The following is a 22,559-nucleotide window of genomic DNA, read 5'->3' as shown; positions in this document are numbered from 1 at the left end:
AGCGATGAACGACGCCATCCGCCCCCAACCCGGCATCATGGACATTGCCCTGTATCAAGGTGGCAAGGCCCATGTGTCTGGCGTGGCCAATGTGGTGAAACTCAGCTCGAACGAAAACCCGTTCGGGCCTTCGGACAAGGCGAAAGAGGCTTTCGCCAAGTCGGTGCATCAGCTCCATCGCTATCCCTCGACCGATCACGCCGCGCTGCGCCAGGCCATTGCGGAAACACACCGTCTGGATGCCGGGCGCATCATTTGCGGCGTCGGTTCGGACGAAATCATCCACTTCCTGTGTCAGGCTTATGCCGGGCCGGGGGATGAGGTGCTTTATACCGAGCACGGCTTCCTGATGTACAAAATCTCGGCCATGGCGGCAGGGGCCACCCCGGTCGAGGTGGCAGAGCGCGAGCGGACCACCGATGTGGATGCGCTGCTGGCGGCCTGTAGCGAGCGCACGAAGCTTGTGTTCATCGCCAACCCGAACAACCCCACCGGCACGATGATTTCGGCAGGCGAGGTGGCGCGGCTGGCGCGTGGCCTGCCGCCGCAGGCCATTCTTGTGCTGGACGGCGCCTATGCCGAATATGTCGAGGGCTTCGACGCCGGGCTGAGCCTTGTCGAAGCCATGCCGAACGTCGTGATGACGCGGACCTTTTCCAAGATCTATGGTCTGGGCGGGTTGCGCATCGGCTGGGGCTATGGCCCGCAGGCGATCATTGACGTGCTGAACCGCATCCGGGGTCCGTTCAACCTGTCGAACACCCAGCTTGAAACCGCCGAAGCGGCAGTGCGCGATCAGGATTACGTTGCCAAATGCCGGGCCGAAAATGCGCGGCTGCGGCACTGGCTGGCCGAGGCGCTGGCCGAGGTCGGCGTGCCCTCGGACACCTCGATGGCGAATTTCGTGCTGGCCCGGTTTGCCAGCACTGAAGAGGCCGAGGCCTGTGATGATTACCTGCAAGGGCAGGGGCTGATCGTGCGGCGCGTGGCCTCGTACAACCTGCCGCATTGCCTGCGCATCACCGTGGGGGACGAGGCATCGTGCCGCCGCATTGCCTATGCGGTGGGGCAGTTCAAGGGGCTGAAATGACGGCGCCGGTCTACAACCGCGTGGCGCTGATCGGGCTGGGGCTGATTGCCTCGTCCATGGCCCATGCGATGAAGGCGGGCGGGCTGGCGGCCGAGATCGTGGGTTACGCGAAATCCGCCGAAAGCCGCGCCACCGCGCTTGAGATCGGCTTCATCGACCGCGCTGCCGCCACGGCGGCCGAGGCGGTGGAAGGCGCCGATCTGGTGGTGCTGGCGGTGCCGGTGGGCGCAATGGGCGCCATCGCGGCCGAGATCGGCCCATATCTGGCCCCCGGCGCGACGGTGACCGATGTAGGTTCGGTCAAGCAGGCGGTGATTGACGCCGTGCGCCCGCATATCCCCGAGGGTGTGCATTTCATCCCCGGTCACCCGATGGCCGGGACGGAATACTCCGGCCCGCGCTCGGGCTTTGCCACGCTGTTCCGCAATCGCTGGTGGCTGCTGACCCCGCTGGAGGGGCATGACCCCGTGGCGCTGGCGCGCTTCCGCGCGCTGGTCGAGGGATTCGGCGCCAAGGTCGATACGATGGATGCGCCGCATCACGACGTGGTGCTGGCCGTCGTCAGCCATACCCCGCACCTCATCGCCTATACGATGGTGGGTGTGGCCGATGACCTTGCCCGCGTCACCGACAGCGAGGTGATCCAGTACTCAGCGGCGGGTTTCCGCGACTTTACGCGGATTGCCGCCAGTGACCCGACCATGTGGCGCGATGTGTTCTTGACGAACAAGGATGCCACGTTGGAAATACTCGGACGGTTCACCGAAGAGCTTTTTGCGCTGCAACGGGCGATCCGTCTGGGGGATGGCGATCATCTGCACGCCTATTTCACCCGGACGCGCGCGATCCGTCGGGGGATCATCGAGGCGGGGCAGGATACGTCCGCGCCGGATTTCGGGCGGGGGCAACCGCCCTCGGGGGGACGGGACGGATGAAACGCACACTGGCGCTGGCTTTGGCTTTTGCGGCTATTGCCCATGGGGCAGGGGCCGAGGGGCTGAAATCCTCGCCGCTGCCGAAGCCTCGTCCGGTGGCCGCAGCGCCCGTGCCTTCGGATCTGGTGACCACTGTTTCCACCGCCAATGCGGTCAGCCCGCTGGCGCTGTTTCGCCCCAAACCGCGCCCGGCGGCGGTTGTCCTGCCGGTGCCGACACCCGAACCCCAGCCACAGCAGATTGCGCAGGTGGCCCCGGCTGTCGCTGCGGTGCTGCGCCCGCGAGCCCGCCCCGCCGGATTGGGGCAGGGCGAGGCCGTGATCGAAAAGGCCGCGCTGGTGCGTGTGCCGCAGGACAAGAAAAGCCTGCGCGGCAAGAAGGGCTCGGTCTGCGGTGACCCGGATATCCGGGGTGAGGTGCTTGCCCCCGTGGTCAGCCGCGTCAAGGGTTGCGGCATCGCCGACCCCGTGAAAGTCACCAGCATCTCCGGCGTGAAATTCAGCCAGCCCGCCACCATCACCTGCGATACCGCCAAAGCCGCGAAGAAATGGATCGAGCGGGGATTGCAGCCGCAGTTCGGCAAGACCCCGGTGGTGCAGTTGCAGATCGCGGGCAGCTATACCTGCCGCCCGCGCAACAGCATCCGTGGCAACAAGATCAGCGAACATGGCAAGGGCCGGGCGCTGGACATCGGCGGGCTGGTTTTGGCCAATGGCACCAAAATCAATGTCGCCGGGGGCTACTACAAGTCGAAGGGGATGAAGGCGGCGCACAAGGCGGCCTGCGGCATCTTCGGCACGACGCTTGGCCCCGGATCGGACGGGCATCACGAGGATCACCTGCATTTCGACGTCGCGCGCTATCGCAACGGCGCCTATTGCCGCTGATCCTCAGCGTTCGGTCAGCTTCACTTCGATCCGCCGGTTCTGTGCCCGCGCCTCGGCGCTGTCGCCCGGTGCCACCGGCTGCCATTCACCAAAGCCGGTTGCGGCCAGCCGGTTGGGCGGGAAGCCCAGCTGATCCTGCATGAAGCGCACGACCGACAGCGCGCGCGCCTGGCTCAGTTCCCAGTTGTCCTTGAACGCGCCCTGACCGGACAGCGGCACATTGTCAGTGTGGCCGTCGACACGGATGATCCAGTCGATGCCCTGCGGAATGTCGCCCGCGATTTCGTTCAGGGTTTGCACCACGCCGGCAATCTGGCGTCGCCCTTCCGGGGCCAGATCGGCAGAACCGGGGTTGAACAGCACTTCGGAGGAAAAGACGAAACGATCGCCCACGATACGCACACCCTCGCGCCCGGCCAGAACCTGCCGCAACTGGCCGAAGAATTCTGACCGGAATTTCTCCAGATCCAGCTTTTCAGCCTCCAGCCGCTTGCGCTCTGCCTCTTCCAGTTCCGCCCGCCGCTTCTGTTCCGCCGCAACCTGCGCCAAAGCGGAATTGAGCTGCCCGCCAAGGTTTTCCAACTGCACCTTGGCTTCGGCATCGCGGGATTCCGCCGCGTCCAGCAGGGCCTGAAGGCTGCCCAGTTGCGTGCGCAGCGCCGCGATCTGTTCGTTCAGCAGGGCAACGCGGCGCTCCGCCTCGGCGGATTTGCCTTCCTGTTCGGCCAGTAAGGCACGCGCGGTGGCCAGCGCATCGGTCTTGTCGGCCTCTACCCCCTGCGCGGCGGCCAGCAGGGTCAGCGTTTCCTCGGCCTTCCTGCGCTGTTCTTCCAGCGCAAGGGTCATGGCGGTCAACTCGGTGTCGGAGGATTTCAGCTTGTCGCGCAATTCCGCCAGCGCGGCCTGATCGACCAGCCGTGCGGCCTCGGCATCCGACAGTTTCGTCGCGCTTTCGGCATTCTCGGCGCGCAGCTTGGCGGCCAGTGCCTCCACAGCATCGGCACGGGCGGCGGCAAGGCGGGCGGCTTCGGTCTGGGCATCCACCTCCTCGCGCGCTTTCGCCAGCGCGAGGTTCAGCGCCTCCTGTTCCGTCATCAGTTTCGCCTGCGCCGCCTTCAGATCCTCGACCGAAGCGGTCAGCGCTGCTGCCTCGCCCCGTGCGGTATCCCTTTCGGTCAGAAGGCTTGCCACCTGCGCCTCGAACGAGGCGATGCGCCCCTGCGCCTGCGCGAGCTGGCTTTCCTTGTCGGAAATCTGGCTGGTCAGCGAGGCGATGAGGCTTTCCTGTTCGGCCCCCTTGGCCAGTGCCGCATTCAGGTTCGACCGCAGCCCGCCGATTTCGGCCTGCAAGCCATCGGCGCGTGCACGTTCCAGACCCAGCGCATCGGCCAGTTGCGCCACCTGCGCCGAAAGCGCGTTCAGCTCATTGTCCTGGGTCGAGATTTCCTGCCGCAGCACCGATTGCATGACGGTGAAGATGGTCAGCACGAACATCAGTACCATCAACAGCGTCGTCACAGCGTCGACGAAGCCGGGCCAGATCATCCCGTCGCCCGACCGCACAGATCCGCGTCGCGACAGTGCCATGACCTACCCCCGTGCCCGCAGAAGCTGCCGCACCGCCTGTGTCAGCGCCCCCAGATCCCCGCGCAGGTCAGCAATGGTTTCCTGACGCCCGGCGGAAATCTCTTCCAAAATACGCAGCAATTGCACGTCGATGGAACGGAGCCGCATCCGGCTTTCGGCATCGACATGCGCACCCCCGGTTTCCGAGGTCAGCGCGGCGACGATCCGGTCCTGCCCCTCGGCGATGCGGGTCAGCACGGCAGTCTGGGCGCTGTCCTCCTCCAGACGCGTGGCAAGGCGCGCGACGGCGGCCGAAAGATCGCCCAGCCGTTCATCCGCCAGCGTCCGGCTGACGTCGGACTGGGTGAACAGCATCTGAAGGCTTTCGATCTGTTCGCCCAGATGATCCAGAACCTGCGCCAGCGCGCCCATGCCGCCGGTTTCGCCCTCGGCTCCATCCAGCCCGATGCGGGTGATGGAGGACAGCCATTCCTCCAGTTCACGGTAGAAACGGTTCTGGCCATGCCCTGCGAACAGTTCCAGCAACCCGATGACCAGCGATCCGGCGAGGCCGAGCAGCGACGAGGAAAATGCCGTACCCATGCCGCCAAGCTGCGATTCCAGCCCGCCCATCAGCTTGCCGAAAATCTCCATGCTGCCTTCGCCCTCCTGCGGGGCGAGCGAGCGGATGGTTTCGACAATGGCGGGCACGGTGGTGGCAAGGCCGTAGAAGGTTCCGAGAAGTCCAAGGAAAATCAATAGGTTGGCCAGATAACGGGTGATGTCGCGCGCCTCGTCGATCCGCGTTGCTACGGAATCGAGGATGGAGCGTGAGGAACTGGCCGAAATCTGCATCCGCGCCGTGCGCGGCCCCAGCAATGCGGCCAGTGGCGCAAGGATACGCGGCGCGGCACCAGGTTCGGCGCCGGGGCGATCCTGCACATAGGTATCCAGCCAGTTGACCGATTGCACCAGTTGCCAGACCTGCCAGAAACAGGTCAGCACGCCGAGCAGGAAGACCGTGGCGATGAAGCCGTTCAACAGCGGGTTTGAGGCGAAGATGCCGCGCAGGGTGGGCAGCATCACCCAGGCCCCGGCAGCGACAAGGCCGGTCACGATCAGCATCAGCACGACCTGCCGGATCGGCTGGGCGAAGACAGGCGCGGCGCTCGGGGCTACTCGGGTCATGCCTCGGTTCCTTTCCCGGTTGGCCCGGGCTGTGCGGTTTTCCGGAGCAGGATAAGGGCAGGGCGCGGCGCTGCCAAGCACCTAACGGGCAGTTGAAGACACGCGAACGGCAGCGGGGCGCAGGTGGGCACCCCGCTGCATGTTATGTGTTGCTGCGGCGGGCGAAGAGGCCCGCGTCTTCAGCCGCGCGGCGCAGGGCGCGGGATTTGTTGACCGTTTCCTGATATTCGGCCTCGGGGTCGCTGTCATAGACCACCCCACCGCCCGCCTGGATATACAGCGCCTCGTCCTTCAGGACGGCCGTGCGCAGGGCGATGCAGAAATCCATCTCGCCATTGGCGGCGAAATAGCCGACGCCACCGCCGTAGACGCCGCGCTTTTCCGGCTCCAGCTCGTCGATGATTTCCATGGCGCGAACCTTGGGCGCACCGGAAACCGTGCCTGCGGGAAGCCCCGCCAGCAGTGCCGACAGCGCATCCTCGCCCCCGGCGATCTCGCCCACAACGTTCGAGACGATGTGCATGACATGGCTGTAGCGTTCGATAATGAACTTCTCGGTCGGGCGCACGGTGCCCACCTTCGCCACCCGGCCCACATCGTTGCGGCCAAGATCCAGCAGCATCAGATGTTCGGCCAGTTCCTTCTGGTCGGCCAGCAGATCAGCCTCCAGCGCCTTGTCCTCTTCCGGCGTGGCCCCTCGCGGGCGGGTTCCTGCGATGGGGCGGATCGTCACCTCACCCTCGCGCAGACGCACGAGGATTTCGGGGCTGGCGCCCACCACCTGAAAACCGCCGAAGTTGAAGAAGAACATGAAGGGCGACGGGTTGGTCCGGCGCAGCGAACGGTAAAGCGCGAAGGGCGGCAGTTCGAACCGCTGTTTCCAGCGCTGTGAGGGCACGACCTGAAAGATGTCACCGGCGCGGATATATTCCTTCGCCTTCTCGACGGCGGCCTTGTAACCGTCATGCGTGAAGTTGGATTGCGCCTCGCCCACCGGCGTGGCCTCACCCAGATCGCGTTGGGCGGCAGGCGCGCGGTCCAGATCGCGCAGCGCATCCATCACCCGTTCCGCCGCCTGCGCATAGGCCGCACGGGCTGAGAGGCCCGATCCGGTCCAGGCAGGGGAAACGATGGTCACTTCGCCCTTCACACCGTCCAGCACGGCAATGACCGAGGGGCGCATCAGCACCGCATCGGGCAGGCCCAGCGGGTCGGGGTTCACGTCGGGCAGGTGTTCCACCAGACGGATCATGTCATAGCCCAGATAGCCGAACAGGCCCGAGGCGATGGCGGGCAGATCTTCGGGCATATCCACCCGGCATTCGGCCAGCAGATCGCGCAGGGTTTGCAGCGGATGCCCGTCCAGCGGGCGGAACGCCGCCGGATCGAACCGCGCTTCGCGGTTGATCTCGGATGCCTCGCCCCGGCAGCGCCAGATCAGGTCGGGCTTCATGCCGACCACCGAATAGCGACCGCGCACTTCGCCGCCTGTCACGCTTTCCAGCATGAACGTATCGCTGCGCGCCTCGGCCAGCTTCAGCATCAGGCTGACGGGCGTATCCAGATCGGCGGCGAGACGGGCATAGACCAGCTGGTTCTTGCCCGCGTTCCAGCCGCGTTCAAAGGCTTCGAAAGAAGGGATCAGGGTCATTGCGGCCTCAGCGCATCTGGGCGTGGACGGCGTCGATGGCCGCCTGATTGAGCGTGATGCCACCGATATCTGCCTCGGCCCGGGCAAACAGGGCGAAGGCATCCTGTGCCAGCGCCTGTTCCGCCTGCGCGGCGATCGCCCCTTTCAGCGCGGCAGGGCCTTCGCCTTCCTGCTCGGCGGGGGCGACGCGGTCCAGTTGCACCAGCGCCACGAAGCCCTTGTCCTCGATCACCTTCGCCTCGCCTTCAGACATGGCAAAGACCGCAGGCAGCAGGCTCGGCGGTGCGCCTTCGACAAAACCGTTGCGTGCGATTTCCGGGGTGACGCTGACCACGCCCAGTGTGCCGATCGAGGTGCCTGCGGCAACCTTTTCGCGCATGGCCTCCGCCTCGGCCAACAGCGCCTTGTGCAGCGCCTCGGCACGCCAGGCCTGGGTCACGCCCTCGCGGGCCTCGTCGAAGGGAATGGGCGTGGCGGGCACGATCTCGTCCAGCCGCAGGGCCACCAGACCACCATCCTCAAGGGCAACGGTTTCCGGGAAATCGCCCGCATTGGCGGCATCCGCAGCCTCGCGGAAGGCCGGATAGGCAGCAATGCCCTCGTCCGACCCGGCGGCATAGTCGATGGTCCCAAGATCCATCGCCTGTTCCCTGGCCAGATCTTCCAGCGTTGCCCCACCGGCCAGCGCATCGTTGATCGCCTCGCTGCGGTCGGTGATGGCGCGGCGCGCGGCATCGGTCTGGTAATCCAGCGTCAGCATCTCGCGCGCATCGTCAAAGCTGGTTTCCTGTGCCGCCAGAACCGCATTCATCCGGTACAGCGCCGGTCCCAGATCCGACGGCAGCGGGCCGATCACGCCAGGCTCGGGCATGGCAAAGATATCGGCCCCGGCCGCGCCCAGTTCAGCCTGGGTCACATCGCCAAGGTCAATGTCGATCAGCTTCAGCCCGCGTTCCTCGACCAGCTTCTCGAAGCTTTCGCCTGCATCCAGCCGGGCCTTGGCCGCCTTGGCCTCATCCTCGGTGCCGAAGACCAGACGCTCCACCAGACGGCGCTCAGGTTTGACATATTCGTCATGGTGCTGGTCATAGAGCTTCTTCAGCTCGGCATCGTCCACCGGCATCGTCGCCGCCAGCTTTTCCGGCAGCAGCGAGACATAGGTGATGCGCTTCGCTTCCGGTTTAGTGAAAGCCGCGACATTCGCGTCGTAGAAGGCTTTCAGATCTGCATCCGTTGGGGCGGCGAGCGGCGTTGCCAGATCGGCCTCGGACAGAACCAGAAGCGAGAAGCCGCGCCGCTCGCCGATGAAATTGTAAAGCGTGTCGGTCACTGCGGCGGGGGCGACGAAACCGCCGGTCACCGCACCCTGCACCAGCGCGCGGGCCAGATCGTCCCGGATCTTCGCCTCGAATTCGGCTTCCGTCAGATTGTTGCGGTCCAGCGTCATCTTGTAGGTCTGACGGTCAAACCCGCCTGCCGCGCCATGAAAGCTGGGCATGGCGGTGATATCCTGCGCGACGCGGGCATCGCCGACCGAAACGCCGATGCGGTCCGCAGCATCATCCACGGCAGTCTGGGTGACCAGTTGCTGCCGCACGCGGGCGTCAATTCCCATGTCGCGGGCCTGCTGCATGGTCAATTGCGTGCCTGCCTGCGCACCAAGGGCATTCATTTCCGCCTGAAGCGCCCGGCCGTAATCCTTGACGTCAATGTCGCGCCCGCCGACCGAGCCGATGGCCGCAACCCGCCCGCCGTAATTGGTGACGCCATAGCCCCCAAGGCCGGTCACCAGCATCGCCATCAGCAGCCAGACCATGACAGAGGCGCCCTTGCGCTTGCGTTTCGGGCTTTCGGTCTCGTCGTTTCTGGCCATGGCTCGCCTGTCGTTCAAGGGTTTCGCAAGGTTCTATGCGCTCGACCCTTGCCCGGCAAGGCCCGGAGGTGCGGCTCAGCCCCGGAAACGGGCAAGCCGATGGAACAATTCCGCGATTCCGGCGCTTTCGACATTGGCAAAGGCAATGCGGAACTGCCGAGCGCCCTCGGGGTGGGTGTCGGGCTGGAACATGGTGCCGGGCAGCATCAGCACCGCCTCTTCGCGTACCAGACGGCGGGCGATATCGGGTGAGGCGGCGGCGAAAGGATGTTCGACATAGGCGAAATAGGCGCCGCAGCCCAGAAGCCGCCAGCCCTCCAGCGCGCCGAAGCCCCCCTCCATGGCCGCGCGGCGGGCGAGGATCTCGCGCCGCTCACCCTCGACCCAGTCGCGGAGGTTGCGCATGCCCCACAGCGCGCCGATCTGGCCAAGCTGGCTGGGGCAGATGGCGACGGTATCAAGGAATTTCTCCACCTCTGCCAGCCGGGCGCTGGCCGCCACGATGGCGCCCACGCGATGCCCGGTCAGCCGGTAAGCCTTTGAGAAGGAATAGAGATGGATCAGCACATCGTCCCAGTCGGGATCGGTGAACAGATCATGCGGACGCCCGCCGGTGGCGGGGCTGTGGCGGCTGTCGAAATCGCGGTAGGTCTCGTCAAGGATCAGCGCAATACCGTGCGCGCGACACAGATCGCGGAACGCCGCGATCAGGGCTGCCGGATATTCCGCGCCGCCGGGGTTGTTGGGGCTGACCAGCGCAATGGCCCGCGTGCGCGGCCCGATCAGCGCGGCAGCCTGCGCGGGGTCGGGCAGAAGGCCTTCGCCGGTCGGCAGCGGGACTGTGGTGACGCCTTGCATGTCGAGCCACATCTTGTGGTTGAAATACCATGGCGTCGGCAGAATCACCTCATCCCCGGCGCCGGCGAGCGTGGACATCACGGCGGTAAATGCCTGATTGCAGCCTTGGGTTATCGCGACCTGTGCGGGGCGGATCGTGCCGCCATAGGCCGCCGACCATTGCACCGCGATCTCCTCGCGCAAGGCGGGCAGCCCCAGCACCGGGCCATAAAGATGCGCCTGAGGATCGTTCAGAGCCGCCTCCGCCAGCGCCTGCCGCAGCCCAAGTGGCGGGCTGTCCACCGGCGCCGCCTGACTCACGTTGATCAGCGGGCGGTCGGGGCCGAACTCGATCCCCTCCAGCCAGCGCCGCGCCTCCATCACCGGGGGCGGGAAGGTGGCGGCCATCGCGGGGTTGAGCGGCAGGGACATCGGGGCCTCGTCAGCTACGGGTGTCGATGGGGAAGGGGGCTCTGCCCCCAGGCCTGCGGCCTTCCCCCGGGATATTTGGACCAAGATGAAAGTCATGCGCGTTCATCTTGGCGGAAATATCCCCGGGGGTGAATTGCCGCAGGCAAGAGGGGGCAGGCAGCCCCCTGATGCGTCAGTCGGTGCCGCGGAACGGCTGCACATATTGCAGCGCCATGTCCCAGGGGAAGAAGATCCAGGTGTCCTGGCTGACCTCGGTGATATAGGTATCGACCTGCGGGCGGCCCGAGGGCTTGGCATAGACGGTGGCGAAATGCGCCTTCGGATAAAGCTTGCGCACCATTTCCAGCGTCTTGCCGCTGTCGACCAGATCGTCCACCACCAGAATGCCGGTGCCGTCGCCCATCAGGTCAACCTGAGGGCTCTTGGTCACGACGGCTTCCATCTGGGCCTGATGGTTGTAGCTTTTCACCGAGATCGTATCGACGACACGGATGTCCAGTTCGCGTGAGACGATCATCGCGGGGACGAGGCCGCCGCGGGTGATGCCGACCACGGCTTTCCAGGCGCCGCCCTCGCCGGGGCCTTTGCCATCCAGCCGCCAGGCAAGCGCGCGGGAGTCACGGTGGATCTGGTCCCAGCTGACGTGGAAGCCTTTTTCATGCGGCAGGCGGTCAATCATGCGTGGCCTCTTTCGCTGCGTTGATGCTGAGGGATCAGTCCTTGCGGCCGGTCACCACGTCGATGTCAGGGGCGTCCACCGCCTTCATCCCGACGACGTGATAGCCCGCGTCCACATGCAGATTCTCGCCCGTGGTGCCGCTGCCCAGATCTGACAGGAGGTAAAGGGCGGCCTTGCCGACCTCTTCCTGCGTCACATTGCGGCGCAGCGGCGAGTTCAGCTCGTTCCACTTCATGATATAGCGGAAATCGCCGATACCCGAGGCGGCCAGCGTCTTGATCGGCCCGGCGGAGATCGCGTTGACGCGGATGCCATCCTTGCCCAGATCCTCGGCCAGATACTTGACCGATGCCTCCAGCGCCGCCTTGGCCACGCCCATGACATTGTAGTGCGGCATGACCTTTTCGGCGCCGTAATAGGTCAGCGTCAGCAGGCTGCCACCCGGTCCCATCATCGCGGTCGCGCGCTGGCAGACGGCGGTGAAGCTGTAGACCGAGATATCCATGGTCATGGTGAAATTGCCGCGCGTGGTGTCGACGTAGCGGCCACGCAGTTCATTCTTGTCGGAAAAGCCGATGGCATGAACCACGAAATCGAGGCTGTCCCAGCGCGTTTTCAGCGTGGTGAACAGGCTGTCGAGCGAGGCTTCATCCCCCACATCGCATTCGGCCAGGAAATCCGACCCCACCGAGGCGGCCAGCGGCTCCACCCGTTTCTTCAGGGCATCACCCTGATAGGAGAAGGCAAGTTCCGCACCCTGTTCGGCCGCCGCTTTGGCGATACCCCAGGCGATCGACTTGTCATTCGCGAGGCCCATGATGAGTCCGCGCTTCCCGGCCAGCAGTCCGTTCGCCATTGTTCCCTCGTCTCAGTATTCAGGCTGATCCCGAGGTTTAGGCCATCCGCACGGTCGCATCAAGGCGGCCCGTGCAGGGCGGAACGCGCTTGATGCCCGCTGCGGCGAGTGGCAACCATGGCGCGGCGCTTCGGGCGCGGACCGGCAGGAGAGACGGATATGGACAGAACGGGCATTTTCGCGGGCGACAATCCTTTCGAACTGGCGCGGGCCTGGCTGGCCGAGGCCGAGCCGGAAGAGCCGAACGACCCCAATGCCATTGCGCTGGCTACGGTCGATGCCGCAGGGCTGCCGAATGTGCGGATGGTGCTGCTGAAAGAGATCGAGACGGCAGGTGCCGGTGGTTTCGTCTTCTATACCAACTACGAAAGCGCCAAGGGGCAGGAGATCGCGGCCACCGGCAAGGCGGCTTTCGTGCTGCACTGGAAGAGCCTGCGCCGCCAGATCCGGGTGCGGGGCACGACCGAACGCGAGGAAGGTCCGCAGGCTGATGCCTATTACGCCAGCCGCAGTCTGAAGTCGCGGCTGGGCGCCTGGGCGAGCCGCCAGTCGCGGCCGCTGGCCTCGCGCACGGCGCTGATGGCCGAGGTCGCAAAAATTACAGCCCTTAAGGGAACCAATCCGTCGCGCCCCGCGTTCTGGGGGGGCATTCGTATTATTCCGACTGAGATTGAGTTTTGGGCAGATGGTGCCTTCCGCCTCCATGACCGTTTTCGCTGGACCCGTTCAACACCTTCTTCCGAATGGGTTGTCGACCGACTGAACCCCTGACATTTTACGCTTCGTGAAATGCAGGGCGTAAACCATAGTGGTTTTTTGCTTGAACACGTCGCGCGATTGCCCGATTGACAGAGGCGAGGGACAACTGGGGACACGGCTCTCATATGACTGAAGAAAATGATGTCGCTGCACAGCTCGTGCACGGCAAGGTAAAGTGGTTCGATCCGGCGAAGGGCTTCGGCTTCATCGTCGGTGACGAAGGCGGGGCAGATATTCTGCTGCACGCCAATGTGCTGCGCAACTATGGGCAAAGCTCGGTCGCGGATGGCACCGGAATTTCGGTTCTTGTGCAGAATACGCAGCGTGGAGTGCAGGCGGTAGAAGTGGTGAAGATCGAGCCTCCGGGGGGTGTGACCTTCCCGGTGGCAGAGGGGCAGACCTCGGCGACGGCGGAAGAGATTGCCGCGCGTCCGCTGGAACCCGCGCGGGTGAAATGGTTCGACAAGGGCAAGGGATTTGGCTTCGCCAACGTCTTTGGCCGGTCAGAGGATGTGTTCATCCATGTCGAGGTTCTGCGCCAGTCGGGCTTTGCCGATCTGGCGGCGGGAGAGGCGGTCTGTCTGCGCATCATCGAAGGCAAGCGCGGCCGGATGGCGGTGCAGGTGGTGTCATGGGAAGCAGCAGTGCGCGGCGACAAATCCTGACGGCAGCGGTGCTGTCCGGCCTGATGGCTGGCAGCGCGCTGGCCGGCGCCTGCGATCCGCAGGCGGTGGATCTTCGGGGGCCGTTCGGCACGGCCCGGTTCTCGGTCGAGGTGGCCGACGATACGGCAGAGCGGGCCCAGGGGCTGATGTTCCGCGATCATCTTGGCCGGTCTGCCGGAATGCTGTTCGTCTATGAGGCACCGCAACGCGCGGTGTTCTGGATGAAGAATACCCTTCTTCCGCTGGACATGATCTTCGCCGATGCAGCGGGACGTGTGACGCGGGTGCATGCCAATGCGGTGCCGCAGGACGAAACCCCGATCGACGGCGGTGAAGATGTGCAGTTCGTGCTGGAGGTAAACGGCGGTCTGGCCGCAGCCATCGGCATCGCGCCCGGAGCCGAGCTGCGCCATCCCGCCATCGGGCAGGATGAAGCTGTTTGGCCCTGCGCGGCGGAATAGCCCTTTCCAAGCCGACGATACCCGGTTAGGAAGCCGCCAGTCGGGGCGTAGCGCAGCCTGGTAGCGCGACGGTTTTGGGTACCGTAGGTCGGAAGTTCGAATCTTCTCGCCCCGACCATGATCTTGCCATGTGCAACCCACTGAATTACCATAAATCCCTGTAAAACAAGGCCATGCAGAGGCAGGGGGCACCCCCGGACTTTGCACAGACTTTGCACAAAGTTTGCACAGTGGGGGCGAGAAGTGGGGTCAGTCGAGATCGAAGGCGCGCGTCTGATCGGTGAGACGTGGCACTACTACAAGCGAATCCCGGTGCGCCTGCGCGAGGCCTACAGCCTGCCCGAATTCAAACGGGGCAGCATGAAGACCAAAGACCCGGACCAAGCCCGGAAGCTGGCGCGGGCGATGCTCACCGAATTAGACGAGCTTTCTGCAAAGCTCGACTCCGTGCCCGGGCGGATGCGGATTTTCGGGGACCTCTCACCGACCGAACAGGCAGCGGTCAAAGCTGAGGCTGACTCCAATATCGCCGCGCTGCCCCACGATCAGAGGCAAGTCATCCGCAAGGCGGGCGGGGTGTTCGAGGCAGGGCGAGACATGCGCCGCCACGAGATCACCGCCGCATTCCTGACCGCCGGGCAGGGGGCACAGTTCGACGTTATGGACGAGCACGGCGACGAGTACGACCCGGACGAGAGGGAGGAGGCGGAAGTGATGCAGGCCGCGTCAGCGGCGATGCACAAGCGCAAGGGTGCCGCCCTGCGCGATGCGCTGACCGCCGCCAAGGTGGTGGAGCCGACCGCGCAGGCCATGACCCTGCGCGATGTGCTGGAACGCTTCTGCGGTCAAAAAGGATACGTCCATACCGCGACCCGCAAGAACAAGACGCGCGGGCAGTATGAATATGCGTTGCGTCGGTTCATGGAGCACGCCGGGCCGGTCGCGCTGGCCGATCTGACGCGCGGGCATCTGTCGGCTTTCGCTGCTGACTTCCTGCGGCTACCCCGTACCGCATCGCGGGATGTGGCAGCCCGGCCCTTCTGGGACGTGGTCAAGGCGGCTGATAAAGAAGGGTCAGAACGTGTCATCGCGCGGACTCGCGACCAGAACCTGACCTTGCTTAAATCCTTGATGGGTTACGCGGTGAAGGAAGAGCTTCGCCCCGGCCCCGACCCATGGGCGGGCTACACCGCGACGACAGCTAAAGAGCGGGTATCGGCAAAGCGCCGCAATAAGACCCACGTCTTCACGCGTGATGAGATGCGCGCGATTATCGGCCACGTGAGCGCGACCCGCCACCACGACACAATTGATTATTGGGGGCCGCTGCTTGGTGCGCATCACGGTATGCGAATAGAAGAGTATTGCCAGACGCGGGTGCGCGACTTCACGAATGAGGAAGGCTTCCTCTGTATAAACGTGACAGACGAGGGCGACGACCAGAGCGTTAAAAACGAGAACAGCTTCCGCACTATTCCAATCCATCCGAAGTTGATTGAGCTTGGCTTCGCTGATTACGTCCAGCGGCGGAAAGAGGCCGGGGCCGACTTCCTGTTCCTCTCGCAAGAGCGCTGGGGCGGGGAGTTAGTGGAGTTGACGCCGAACAGCTACGGTAGGCTTGCCGAAGCCTATGGCAAGCGTTTCAGGAAGAACGACCTAAAGAAGGTCGGGATTTCGGGGTATCGGGCGGGGTCGCATAGCTTCCGTCATGGTTGGACCGATCTAGCTCGGGCGGCTGAGATGAACCCCGAACACCGCCTTGCGTTGGCGGGCCGGGATGCGGACAGCGACGTCGCCATGCGGGATGGGACAGAAAAGCGTTATGGACACGGTTTCTCTATCGCCGCGCTCGCTCGCTCGTTGGCGAAGGTGAACGTGCTGGACTAGGCCCGCTGACGCGGGCCACCAGCAAGCCACCGACACAGAAAAGGGGCCTCTCGGCCCCTATTCCTCGTCTTCCTCGTTCCACTGAAAGCCCGGCGGCAACGGCCCGGCGATCCGGTAGCGGTCATCACCCACGGCGATGACCGGCACCCCTGCCTTGAACAGGCGGCGCAGCCTCTGAACGTCTGCCCGGAAACTGTCTTCGTGCTGCCCCAGCGGGTGGCGGCGGTTCGGTTCGATCATGTTCACTTCCTTCAACGGTTCTGCCGGACGGCGCGCTGTCCTGCCACTGCCAGATCGGCGGCGACCTGCTTCTTAGACCGCCGGAAGCTATCCGCATCGGGCGTATTGATGGTGATCGTCTGGGGGGCGTTGATGACGGTGCCACCTGTCGAGGTGCCGCCGTTCAGCTCGACCCCGACCTTGCGGCCCCGCGACAGCGGGATAACGGCTTCATTGTCGTGAAGAACGGCGGGGATGCCCGAGGTGTTCGCCGTGCCTTCCGCGAAGTGGGGGGCGTGGCGGAAGTTGGTGGGCATGGTTGCGAACCCCACCGGGCGGGTGAAGATTCCGCCTTCGGAGAAGGCCCCGACGGTTCCGAACATGGCCCCGAAGATGTCCCCGAGGCCGAAGCCTGCGGCCCCGGTGCCGGTCACGTTGCCGCCAAGCATGGCCACCAATTCTTTGACCGCCATGTCAGACACAACGCGGGCGGCAGTCGAGGCGATTGCATCGCCCAGAGCGTTGATGTCGAATTTGCCGGTCGTGGCGAAGTCTGCGAGCGCGTTCGACAGGCTGTCCAGCGCCTGTTCTTCGATCTGGCGTCCGGCTTCTACCCAAGTCGGCACGGAATCGAGCCACTCCTTAACCGGGTCTTTGACGAGGCGCTGCAACTCATCATTGAGCTTCCCCGCCGCGTCAATCTGCCGGATCATCGCCGCCGTCTGGTCGTCAATCGCCCCGCCCGCCGTGGTGGCGGCTTCGGCATAGAGGCGCGCGGCCTCTTCGGTGGCATAGGTGCCAGCGGCGACGGCCTGTAGGGTCAGCGTCTCGGCCTGCAAGCTGGTGAGGCGGTCTTTGAGGCTGTCTGTGAGCTGTTCCGCCGCCGACTTTTCGGCTTGAAGCGCGCCCGTCCGGGTCACCGATGCGGTGATGACGGCCTGTAGTTCGCGCGAGGTCATCGCGGCGGCGGGCTTGGTCGCTGCCGGGGTGCTGGTGGAGGTGACAGCCGCCTTGACGGGCTGGTAACTCACGTCTGTTAGGTTCGTGATGCGGTCGAAAATGTCGCCCGATGCCTTCGGCGCGGCGATGGGCGTGGCCTTCGGCAGCGCAGGGGTCGAGATGACCGGGGCAGAGATATTGACCTTAATGCCCGCGAGCGCTTGCAGCGTGTTCAAGACGCGCAAGGCCTGCGCCGCTACGCCCGACATGCTGGTGGCAAGGCCATTAGCGGCGGTCGTGGCATCGGTGACGGGCTTGGCCATGTCCAGCCGCGCGAATTCGCGGGCCTTGCCTTCCATCTCATTGATCTTGCCGACAACTTCCTTCTGCGCCGTGGTTAGCTTTTCCATGCCGCCCGCCGCGTCAACGATGGTCTGGCGCATCTGGCCGTAATAACTTGCCGCCATCTCCGCATTTGTCGAGGATTGCGCCTTCAAAAGCTGTTCGTTCAAGCGGGTGGCGGCTTCGGTGGTGAGGTCAAAATCCTGTGCCAGCTTTCGGACTCGGCCTTCCTCGGTCCCGGCGAACCCGCGAAGGGTGTCCCACCAGCGATTGAACCCCACATCGGAATAGAAGGAAGACTTCGCGTCTTTGTATGCCGTTTCGGCTTCAAGCCGCGCGAGGTCGCGCTTGGCATTGGCGAGGGCCTGCACCTCTGCCGCCGCGCCCGCGTACTTCTGGGTCAGGGCGTCCAGATCGGCGGCTTCACCAGCCGTTGACTTGGCGGTGGACATGGCGGCGTCTAGGTCTTTCAGAGCTTCGGCCAAGCTCTTTGTCGGCGGAATGGCCTTTGACAGCCCATAGTATAGAGCCGCGCCAAGGCCGATTGCGCCATAGGTCAGGAGCGATATGGGGCTGACCATACCAAGCAGGCCGGATTTCAGCGCGCTGAATACCTGCGCGCGGCTGCCCAAGGTCTGGAATGTGCCTGCGAGCTGCCCGCCTTGCGTGACCATGATCGAAAGCGGAGACATGCCGCCTTGCAGCATGACCGCAATATCGGTGAGCTGGAAGCCCACCTGCTGCGCCGCGAAGGCGGCATTGCGGCCTGACCCGGCGAAGGTGTCGGCTGCCTGCCCGGCGGTCAAAAGCGCCTGTGCGGCGCGCTGACGCGCGGCCTCGGCCTGCCCGGCGGTCAGGATCGACTCCCGCTCGGCCTGTGCGATACGATCTAGCTGCGCTTCGTAATTTTTACTGACTTGGTAGAGGGGCTGAAACTCTGCCCGCAGGCTGGCAATCGAGGCGGCGTGCTTATCGGCGGCGGCAGCGCTTTCACGCGCCTGCCTGTCCAAGGCTGCCTGCGCCCCCTTGGCCATTTCCGCCGCGCTGGCAAGTTGGGTCAGCTCGACTCGCGTGTCTTCATAGGCCGAACGTGCCGCCTTGATGGCTGTCACATCCGGGGCGCGGGCAAGCTGGGCGTGGAGCCGATCCACCGCCGAGTCGAGCTGGTCGAGTGCTGCCGTTTGTCCGAGGTCTTGGAGCCGCCAGCCTAGCTTTTGCGCGGAAGTCGTGGCTTGGCGTAGGGCCATAGATGCAGCGAGGGCGGCGCGCTGGGACTGGGTGCCGGTCTTGGCGGAGGCGGTGCCCGCCTTTTCCATGGCGGTGGAAAGCTCACGGGTGGTGGTGGTGGCCTTGGCGATGGGCGTCACATCCACCTGCGGCTTGATGTTCCGCAACTTGGTAAAAAGGCCCGTCGAGTCGCGGTCGAGGTCTTCCACCGCTTTCTTGACGGCGGCGACGGCTGCCGTGAATTCGCGACTGCCGGTCTTAGCGGCGGTGGCGTCGATTTTGAGCTGAAGACTGTGTACTTGTGCGGTCATGTGGTGAGAGAGCTTTCGCGCTTTGGGCCTGTCGGTCCAGCACAGGCGCGGTGTGGAGTGAGTTCGTCGGGGTCAGGGGGGAAAGACGCGGGCGGACGAAAGGACCCAAGACCGCCCGCCCGCGAAGCTCTCCACTTCGACAAGAAAAGTATACCACGGGTGGGGCGAAACCCCAAAGAACATAGCGGGAACGGTTTTTGGTGGCACGGCTTTCAATGCAACTATTTCCGACAAAATTTGTAAATTTTAGAGGGGTGAATCGCGGGCCGACAGGGGGGAGGGGGTCTTTCGGGCGGGTCCCCGGTCGGCGCAACTGTCGCCCCCGGATGTGAACCAAAATCGGGGCGCTAGAGGTGGAATGTTGCATTTGTAAAGATCTTGGTGCGGGGTAAAATGCACGCTGGAACGCGGATGTGAACCGATTTCACATGGTCGGACAAAATACGACATGCCGCAACGAAAAGTTGCTAATGTAACTACGCGCGGTACCTGCGCCCTCCAGCGGCCCCGCCCGGATACCGCCCCTTGGGACCCTAGATGTCGTTATTTCGTTGTGATTTTGTCTATATTATGTGCCAGTATGCCTTGCCCGCTGACGCGGGCTTCCACCCACACACCCGCTCGCAATGTCGGTTTCATGCCAGATTGCCCACTTGCGACATTTTCACCCCGAAAACGGGTGATATGGTGGGTTCAGGTGGCATTCTGAGGCGGCGATACGCAGTCGGAACGGGTCAGTTTTGCCGGTCGTCGGACACAACATCTTGTGGTTTGGGGGTGTTTCTGGGTGGGTGTAGGCCCGCGTTAGCGGGCGTTAGTGTCTTAAGTGACTGTTTTTATTGAAGAAAACAGATTCACATATAGGAATCTGAATATAACATAATGGCCATTATCTGCTTTTGGAACGGATTCCGGGCAGTTCGGTATGCAATGGTATACCGAAGACGAGGGATGCAACCGGGTGGGGAGGACGCAACGTGTCGGGGCGCGCGGCGGCTGTGGGTATTACATCTTACGGCCAAGACGTGTTCGTTGCTCGGGTGTGTGAAATGAGATAGAACAAGTGATGAACGACTCACCTCATGTTGTGATCCTACCAAAATGGAAGGCTAACTATGGGACTGATTACTCCGACAGCGTTTGAGAACCTTATCATCTCCAAGCCTGACTTGCAGGTCGGTCTAACGGAGGTAATACCCACGGGGGAAATACCTACACACTACATCAACAGGTATATGGCCGAAGACGAGGTGCGGTGCGCTTTCTGTGATAAGCACACCCCCCACAAACGTGGCTTCACGGCCCAGATGGCGGACGGACGCATTGCTCTGTGTGGCCGGGACTGCGCGGCGAAGTACTTCGGGCAGGAAGTGGCAGATCGCTTTGAACAGGACCTTGAAAAGCAGATCGAGCGCGCAGCGCGCAGGCGCATCGTGCATAGGACGATTGAGGGTGTGCCCGCGACCTTGGCGTTGCTGAGCCGCGATGTTGTGGAAATGGAGGAGCGGGCGTTGCGCGCTGTCGGCGCGCTTCATGATGAATTCCGGGCAACTCCGCTGCCGACCCGCTTGGCGGAAAACGGTGATCTGGAGATTACCGAAACGAAAAGGCGCTGGATCGAGCGGGAAGACGAAAACGGCCAAATCAGACGGGTGCCGATTGACGACACTCGCGTGGTACTGCGGGTCGCTGCCGCTAGCGTCCTACGGAATGGCCCCACCACAAAGCGCCGTTTCAAGGCGGCTAGAAGCGAGCTAGAAATGTTGGCAGGGGTCAAGACGCTGGACGGGTGGAGCGATCAGGTCATTGACCGGATGGCACAAAAGCGGGCTGCGATAGTGACCGACATTCAAAACGGAGTCCGCTTCATCAACCTGTGTCGACGGTTCTTCACCCCCGACAATATTGGTGCGCTGTCGGATTACTTCCAGAGCGGTAAGAACCATGTGGAGCGCGTCAGGCTCCAAAGCTCCAAGGGAGGCAGCGAGCTTGTCGTGACTGGTAAGCCATACTCTTTCATTGACTATGACATGTCCGCCGGGGAACGGTCGCGCCGGTATCGGCTGCCTAACTTCAATGATCTGCCGTCCGAAGAAATGCTTCTCGCCGCGTTGCGTGATGGATGAGCGGGCTGTGCGTAGCTATGTCCGCCAAACCCTTGCCATGATCTGCCGCTAGCTAGGAGGGAGTTGAGAAAGAAGGATACCCTATGAGGAATGCCCGGCTAGCGGTCCCGCTTCTTTTTTTGGTGGCGTCGGTTTCTTTACCTGTCGTGGCGTTCGGATCGGTGAAGGACTATCAGGTCTGCCTTCAAGCCTATGTCAACGTGACAGGTTATCTACAGTTTGCGCAGCCCAGCGGCATGGGTGCTGAAAGGACGGCATTCGATATCGATTTCCAGAGCTTCATTCAGATGGGCATTGATCGGTACGGCGAAACCCGCCTTCGGCAGATGATCCCGGAACCTGATGAGAGCTTCATAAAGGCGATGGTCCCGCTGCACTCGACTGATGGGGCCGAAAGGACCGCTGCGCGCCTACTGCGAATGGTCGCCCCGTGTGGCGGACCGGCAGGGGAATTGCGCTCCTACTATCCGTCTTGACCGACCCAACCGACCCAGCGCCGACCCAGCCTATTCCGGGGGTGCTGGGTCGGTCAAAAACCCTTATTTTATTGACCGAAACGGGCCGACGACCCAACCGACCCAGCTTTTTTCATTTTAATGAGAGAAGAAAAAGAATGGCAGAGGCTGGCAGGTGGGGGCCAGCACACCCCCGCGCCAGAACAGGGAATTTCGGGAAAGCTGGGTCGGTTGGGTCGGCTCGTCGAAAATCGATTAAAAGTAAATGAAATCAAATAGATGAAACAGACCCAGCGGCTGGGTCGGTGCTGGGTCGGTCGAGCCTGTTCTGGGTCGCTACCCCCGCCCGTAGCGGGCGAGGGTCGGGGTGAGGGTCGAAAGTGCCGGGATCGTCACGAAACGCGTGCGTTCGGTCTTGAGCAGCGGGCGCTCGTCCGTCGCGGGCGAGATTGCCCCCTGATAGTTGATCACCACCTTGTTGTCGCCGCCGTCCGCGTCAGTTCCAAGGAAGCTGTCAATCGCAGCCTTGATTTCGCCGGTCATGTTCCCCCGGTCGGTGTCCGGGTTCAGAGCCGCAACCAGATGATGACGCGCAACGCGCGTCGGCTGGTCATCGGACAGAGCATAGTGGAACACCGACCCGTCACCCTCGCGCCCAGACAGCACGCCACTTTCAAGGACATTGACCAGACGCGCCGCCGGGCCATGCAGCCCCATACCTGCCTGCTGACGCAGGCCCTCGGTCACAGGCGGGTTGCGCAAGCTGGCCCACGACAAGCTCACTGCCTCGGGGTTCCAGTGCGTCAGCTCATGCACCATGGCCTCAAGTCCGCCGTTCTCCATCTGGTCATCAATCGCACCGAAGAACGCGGCATCCTGCTTTCGCGTGTCGAGGCAATGCAGGACAAGGAACCGCCGCGCGTCTTCGCCATCGGTCGGCACCACCCAGCTATTGTTGCTGATGAATACAACCGCGACATAGTTCGGGCGTTCCACCAAGTTCGCAAACTTGCCTTCGATCTGGTAGGATTCCGACGTGATCAGGTCTTTCAGAACGCCCGCAGACTGCTTTGTTGATTTCCACTGAGAAGTGACCCGTGTAGGCGCATAATTTCCACTGAGATTTGACCCATGTGACCCTCCCCCAAGCGAAGAGCGAGGGGGTCAAAGGAGT

Annotated in this window: 18 protein-coding genes, 1 tRNA gene and 1 pseudogene; 10 read left to right on the top strand and 10 right to left on the bottom strand. The window is 63.5% G+C overall.

The features are described from left to right. The first annotated feature begins 4 nt into the window (after positions 1–4). Genes hisC through IE126_RS11525 form a run of 3 tightly spaced genes read left to right on the top strand, consistent with a single transcriptional unit; the run spans position 5 to position 2,912 of the window. Positions 5–1,090 (top strand): histidinol-phosphate transaminase, encoded by a 1,086-nt coding sequence (hisC, locus tag IE126_RS11535; protein ID WP_054304607.1) that lies wholly within the window; start codon positions 5–7, stop codon positions 1,088–1,090. Next, positions 1,087–2,025 (top strand): prephenate/arogenate dehydrogenase family protein, encoded by a 939-nt coding sequence (locus tag IE126_RS11530; protein ID WP_189381060.1) that lies wholly within the window; start codon positions 1,087–1,089, stop codon positions 2,023–2,025. Before hisC ends, IE126_RS11530 begins: the two co-directional genes overlap by 4 nt. Beyond that, on the top strand, positions 2,022–2,912 hold the full coding sequence (locus IE126_RS11525) for an extensin-like domain-containing protein (RefSeq protein WP_189381059.1): 891 nt from the start codon (positions 2,022–2,024) through the stop codon (positions 2,910–2,912). Before IE126_RS11530 ends, IE126_RS11525 begins: the two co-directional genes overlap by 4 nt. Before the next feature lie 3 nt (positions 2,913–2,915). Here the strand turns inward: IE126_RS11525 and IE126_RS11520 are convergent, their stop codons facing one another. The 7 genes from IE126_RS11520 to fabI form a co-directional block, all read right to left on the bottom strand. Beyond that, positions 2,916–4,499, bottom strand: coding sequence for a peptidoglycan -binding protein (locus IE126_RS11520; protein ID WP_189381058.1), 1,584 nt, complete (start codon positions 4,497–4,499; stop codon positions 2,916–2,918). Between the two features lie 3 nt (positions 4,500–4,502). Next, positions 4,503–5,666: a hypothetical protein gene (locus tag IE126_RS11515; protein WP_054304603.1), complete on the bottom strand. Its 1,164-nt coding sequence runs from the start codon at positions 5,664–5,666 to the stop codon at positions 4,503–4,505. Between the two features lie 142 nt (positions 5,667–5,808). Beyond that, the gene (gene trpE / locus IE126_RS11510) at positions 5,809–7,317 is read right to left on the bottom strand and encodes an anthranilate synthase component I (protein WP_108130191.1); all 1,509 of its coding nucleotides are present in this window, start codon (positions 7,315–7,317) and stop codon (positions 5,809–5,811) included. A 7-nt stretch (positions 7,318–7,324) separates the two neighbouring features. Next, a complete protein-coding gene (locus tag IE126_RS11505) occupies positions 7,325–9,190 on the bottom strand; it encodes a peptidyl-prolyl cis-trans isomerase (protein WP_189381057.1) in 1,866 nt (621 codons plus the stop codon). Between the two features lie 75 nt (positions 9,191–9,265). Then, positions 9,266–10,459, bottom strand: a complete 1,194-nt coding sequence (locus tag IE126_RS11500; protein WP_189381056.1) for an aminotransferase — start codon at positions 10,457–10,459, stop codon at positions 9,266–9,268. Between the two features lie 172 nt (positions 10,460–10,631). Continuing rightward, complete coding sequence (gpt, locus tag IE126_RS11495; RefSeq protein WP_054304599.1) at positions 10,632–11,138, bottom strand: xanthine phosphoribosyltransferase; 507 nt, start codon at positions 11,136–11,138, stop codon at positions 10,632–10,634. 34 nt (positions 11,139–11,172) lie between these two features. Next, positions 11,173–11,994, bottom strand: coding sequence for an enoyl-ACP reductase FabI (fabI, locus tag IE126_RS11490; protein WP_054304598.1), 822 nt, complete (start codon positions 11,992–11,994; stop codon positions 11,173–11,175). Between the two features lie 159 nt (positions 11,995–12,153). On the opposite strand from fabI, the gene pdxH reads away from it, so the two are divergent. The 5 genes from pdxH to IE126_RS11465 all read left to right on the top strand — a co-directional run bounded on the left by pdxH (position 12,154) and on the right by IE126_RS11465 (position 15,766). Continuing rightward, positions 12,154–12,765 carry a pyridoxamine 5'-phosphate oxidase gene (gene pdxH, locus IE126_RS11485; protein ID WP_054304597.1) on the top strand — a complete coding sequence of 204 codons (612 nt, stop codon included), beginning with the start codon at positions 12,154–12,156 and terminating at the stop codon, positions 12,763–12,765. 113 nt (positions 12,766–12,878) lie between these two features. Continuing rightward, entirely contained in the window at positions 12,879–13,418 is a 540-nt protein-coding gene (locus tag IE126_RS11480; protein ID WP_054304596.1) for a cold-shock protein, read from the top strand. After that, positions 13,385–13,879, top strand: a complete 495-nt coding sequence (locus tag IE126_RS11475) for a DUF192 domain-containing protein (protein ID WP_189381055.1) — start codon at positions 13,385–13,387, stop codon at positions 13,877–13,879. The genes IE126_RS11480 and IE126_RS11475 overlap by 34 nt, the downstream gene beginning before the upstream one ends. Positions 13,880–13,920: 41 nt before the next feature. After that, positions 13,921–13,997, top strand: a tRNA-Pro gene (locus IE126_RS11470). 125 nt (positions 13,998–14,122) lie between these two features. Then, on the top strand, positions 14,123–15,766 hold the full coding sequence (locus IE126_RS11465; RefSeq protein WP_189381054.1) for a site-specific integrase: 1,644 nt from the start codon (positions 14,123–14,125) through the stop codon (positions 15,764–15,766). Between the two features lie 57 nt (positions 15,767–15,823). Here the strand turns inward: IE126_RS11465 and IE126_RS11460 are convergent, their stop codons facing one another. Both IE126_RS11460 and IE126_RS11455 read right to left on the bottom strand, forming a co-directional pair. Next, complete coding sequence (locus IE126_RS11460; RefSeq protein ID WP_189381053.1) at positions 15,824–16,006, bottom strand: hypothetical protein; 183 nt, start codon at positions 16,004–16,006, stop codon at positions 15,824–15,826. Positions 16,007–16,017: 11 nt separating this feature from the next. Continuing rightward, the gene (locus IE126_RS11455) at positions 16,018–18,804 is read right to left on the bottom strand and encodes a phage tail length tape measure family protein (protein WP_189381052.1); all 2,787 of its coding nucleotides are present in this window, start codon (positions 18,802–18,804) and stop codon (positions 16,018–16,020) included. Between the two features lie 1,235 nt (positions 18,805–20,039). On the opposite strand from IE126_RS11455, the gene IE126_RS11450 reads away from it, so the two are divergent. Then, positions 20,040–20,930: a hypothetical protein gene (locus IE126_RS11450; protein ID WP_189381051.1), complete on the top strand. Its 891-nt coding sequence runs from the start codon at positions 20,040–20,042 to the stop codon at positions 20,928–20,930. 83 nt (positions 20,931–21,013) lie between these two features. Then, positions 21,014–21,406: a hypothetical protein gene (locus tag IE126_RS11445; RefSeq protein WP_189381050.1), complete on the top strand. Its 393-nt coding sequence runs from the start codon at positions 21,014–21,016 to the stop codon at positions 21,404–21,406. A 315-nt stretch (positions 21,407–21,721) separates the two neighbouring features. Here IE126_RS11445 and IE126_RS11440 read toward each other — a convergent pair. Further along, positions 21,722–22,456 (bottom strand): annotated as a pseudogene (locus IE126_RS11440) (primase-helicase family protein); the annotation flags it as partial. Positions 22,457–22,559: the final 103 nt, after the last annotated feature.

Origin of the sequence: Gemmobacter nanjingensis (genome assembly GCF_014652195.1) — a bacterium.
Lineage (GTDB): Bacteria > Pseudomonadota > Alphaproteobacteria > Rhodobacterales > Rhodobacteraceae > Gemmobacter > Gemmobacter caeni.
The sequence above is the reverse complement of the archived record's forward strand: the minus strand, read 5'-3'. Positions and strand labels throughout refer to the sequence as shown.

Excerpts from the sequence above, each read along its gene's own strand:
- hisC (WP_054304607.1), top strand. The coding sequence starts at position 5 with ATGAACGACGCCATCCGCCCCCAACCCGGCATCATGGACATTGCCCTG.
- IE126_RS11530 (WP_189381060.1), top strand. The coding sequence starts at position 1,087 with ATGACGGCGCCGGTCTACAACCGCGTGGCGCTGATCGGGCTGGGGCTG.
- IE126_RS11525 (WP_189381059.1), top strand. The coding sequence starts at position 2,022 with ATGAAACGCACACTGGCGCTGGCTTTGGCTTTTGCGGCTATTGCCCAT.
- IE126_RS11520 (WP_189381058.1), bottom strand. The coding sequence starts at position 4,499 with ATGGCACTGTCGCGACGCGGATCTGTGCGGTCGGGCGACGGGATGATC.
- IE126_RS11515 (WP_054304603.1), bottom strand. The coding sequence starts at position 5,666 with ATGACCCGAGTAGCCCCGAGCGCCGCGCCTGTCTTCGCCCAGCCGATC.
- trpE (WP_108130191.1), bottom strand. The coding sequence starts at position 7,317 with ATGACCCTGATCCCTTCTTTCGAAGCCTTTGAACGCGGCTGGAACGCG.
- IE126_RS11505 (WP_189381057.1), bottom strand. The coding sequence starts at position 9,190 with ATGGCCAGAAACGACGAGACCGAAAGCCCGAAACGCAAGCGCAAGGGC.
- IE126_RS11500 (WP_189381056.1), bottom strand. The coding sequence starts at position 10,459 with ATGTCCCTGCCGCTCAACCCCGCGATGGCCGCCACCTTCCCGCCCCCG.
- gpt (WP_054304599.1), bottom strand. The coding sequence starts at position 11,138 with ATGATTGACCGCCTGCCGCATGAAAAAGGCTTCCACGTCAGCTGGGAC.
- fabI (WP_054304598.1), bottom strand. The coding sequence starts at position 11,994 with ATGGCGAACGGACTGCTGGCCGGGAAGCGCGGACTCATCATGGGCCTC.
- pdxH (WP_054304597.1), top strand. The coding sequence starts at position 12,154 with ATGGACAGAACGGGCATTTTCGCGGGCGACAATCCTTTCGAACTGGCG.
- IE126_RS11480 (WP_054304596.1), top strand. The coding sequence starts at position 12,879 with ATGACTGAAGAAAATGATGTCGCTGCACAGCTCGTGCACGGCAAGGTA.
- IE126_RS11475 (WP_189381055.1), top strand. The coding sequence starts at position 13,385 with ATGGGAAGCAGCAGTGCGCGGCGACAAATCCTGACGGCAGCGGTGCTG.
- IE126_RS11460 (WP_189381053.1), bottom strand. The coding sequence starts at position 16,006 with ATGATCGAACCGAACCGCCGCCACCCGCTGGGGCAGCACGAAGACAGT.
- IE126_RS11455 (WP_189381052.1), bottom strand. The coding sequence starts at position 18,804 with ATGACCGCACAAGTACACAGTCTTCAGCTCAAAATCGACGCCACCGCC.
- IE126_RS11450 (WP_189381051.1), top strand. The coding sequence starts at position 20,040 with ATGGCCGAAGACGAGGTGCGGTGCGCTTTCTGTGATAAGCACACCCCC.
- IE126_RS11445 (WP_189381050.1), top strand. The coding sequence starts at position 21,014 with ATGAGGAATGCCCGGCTAGCGGTCCCGCTTCTTTTTTTGGTGGCGTCG.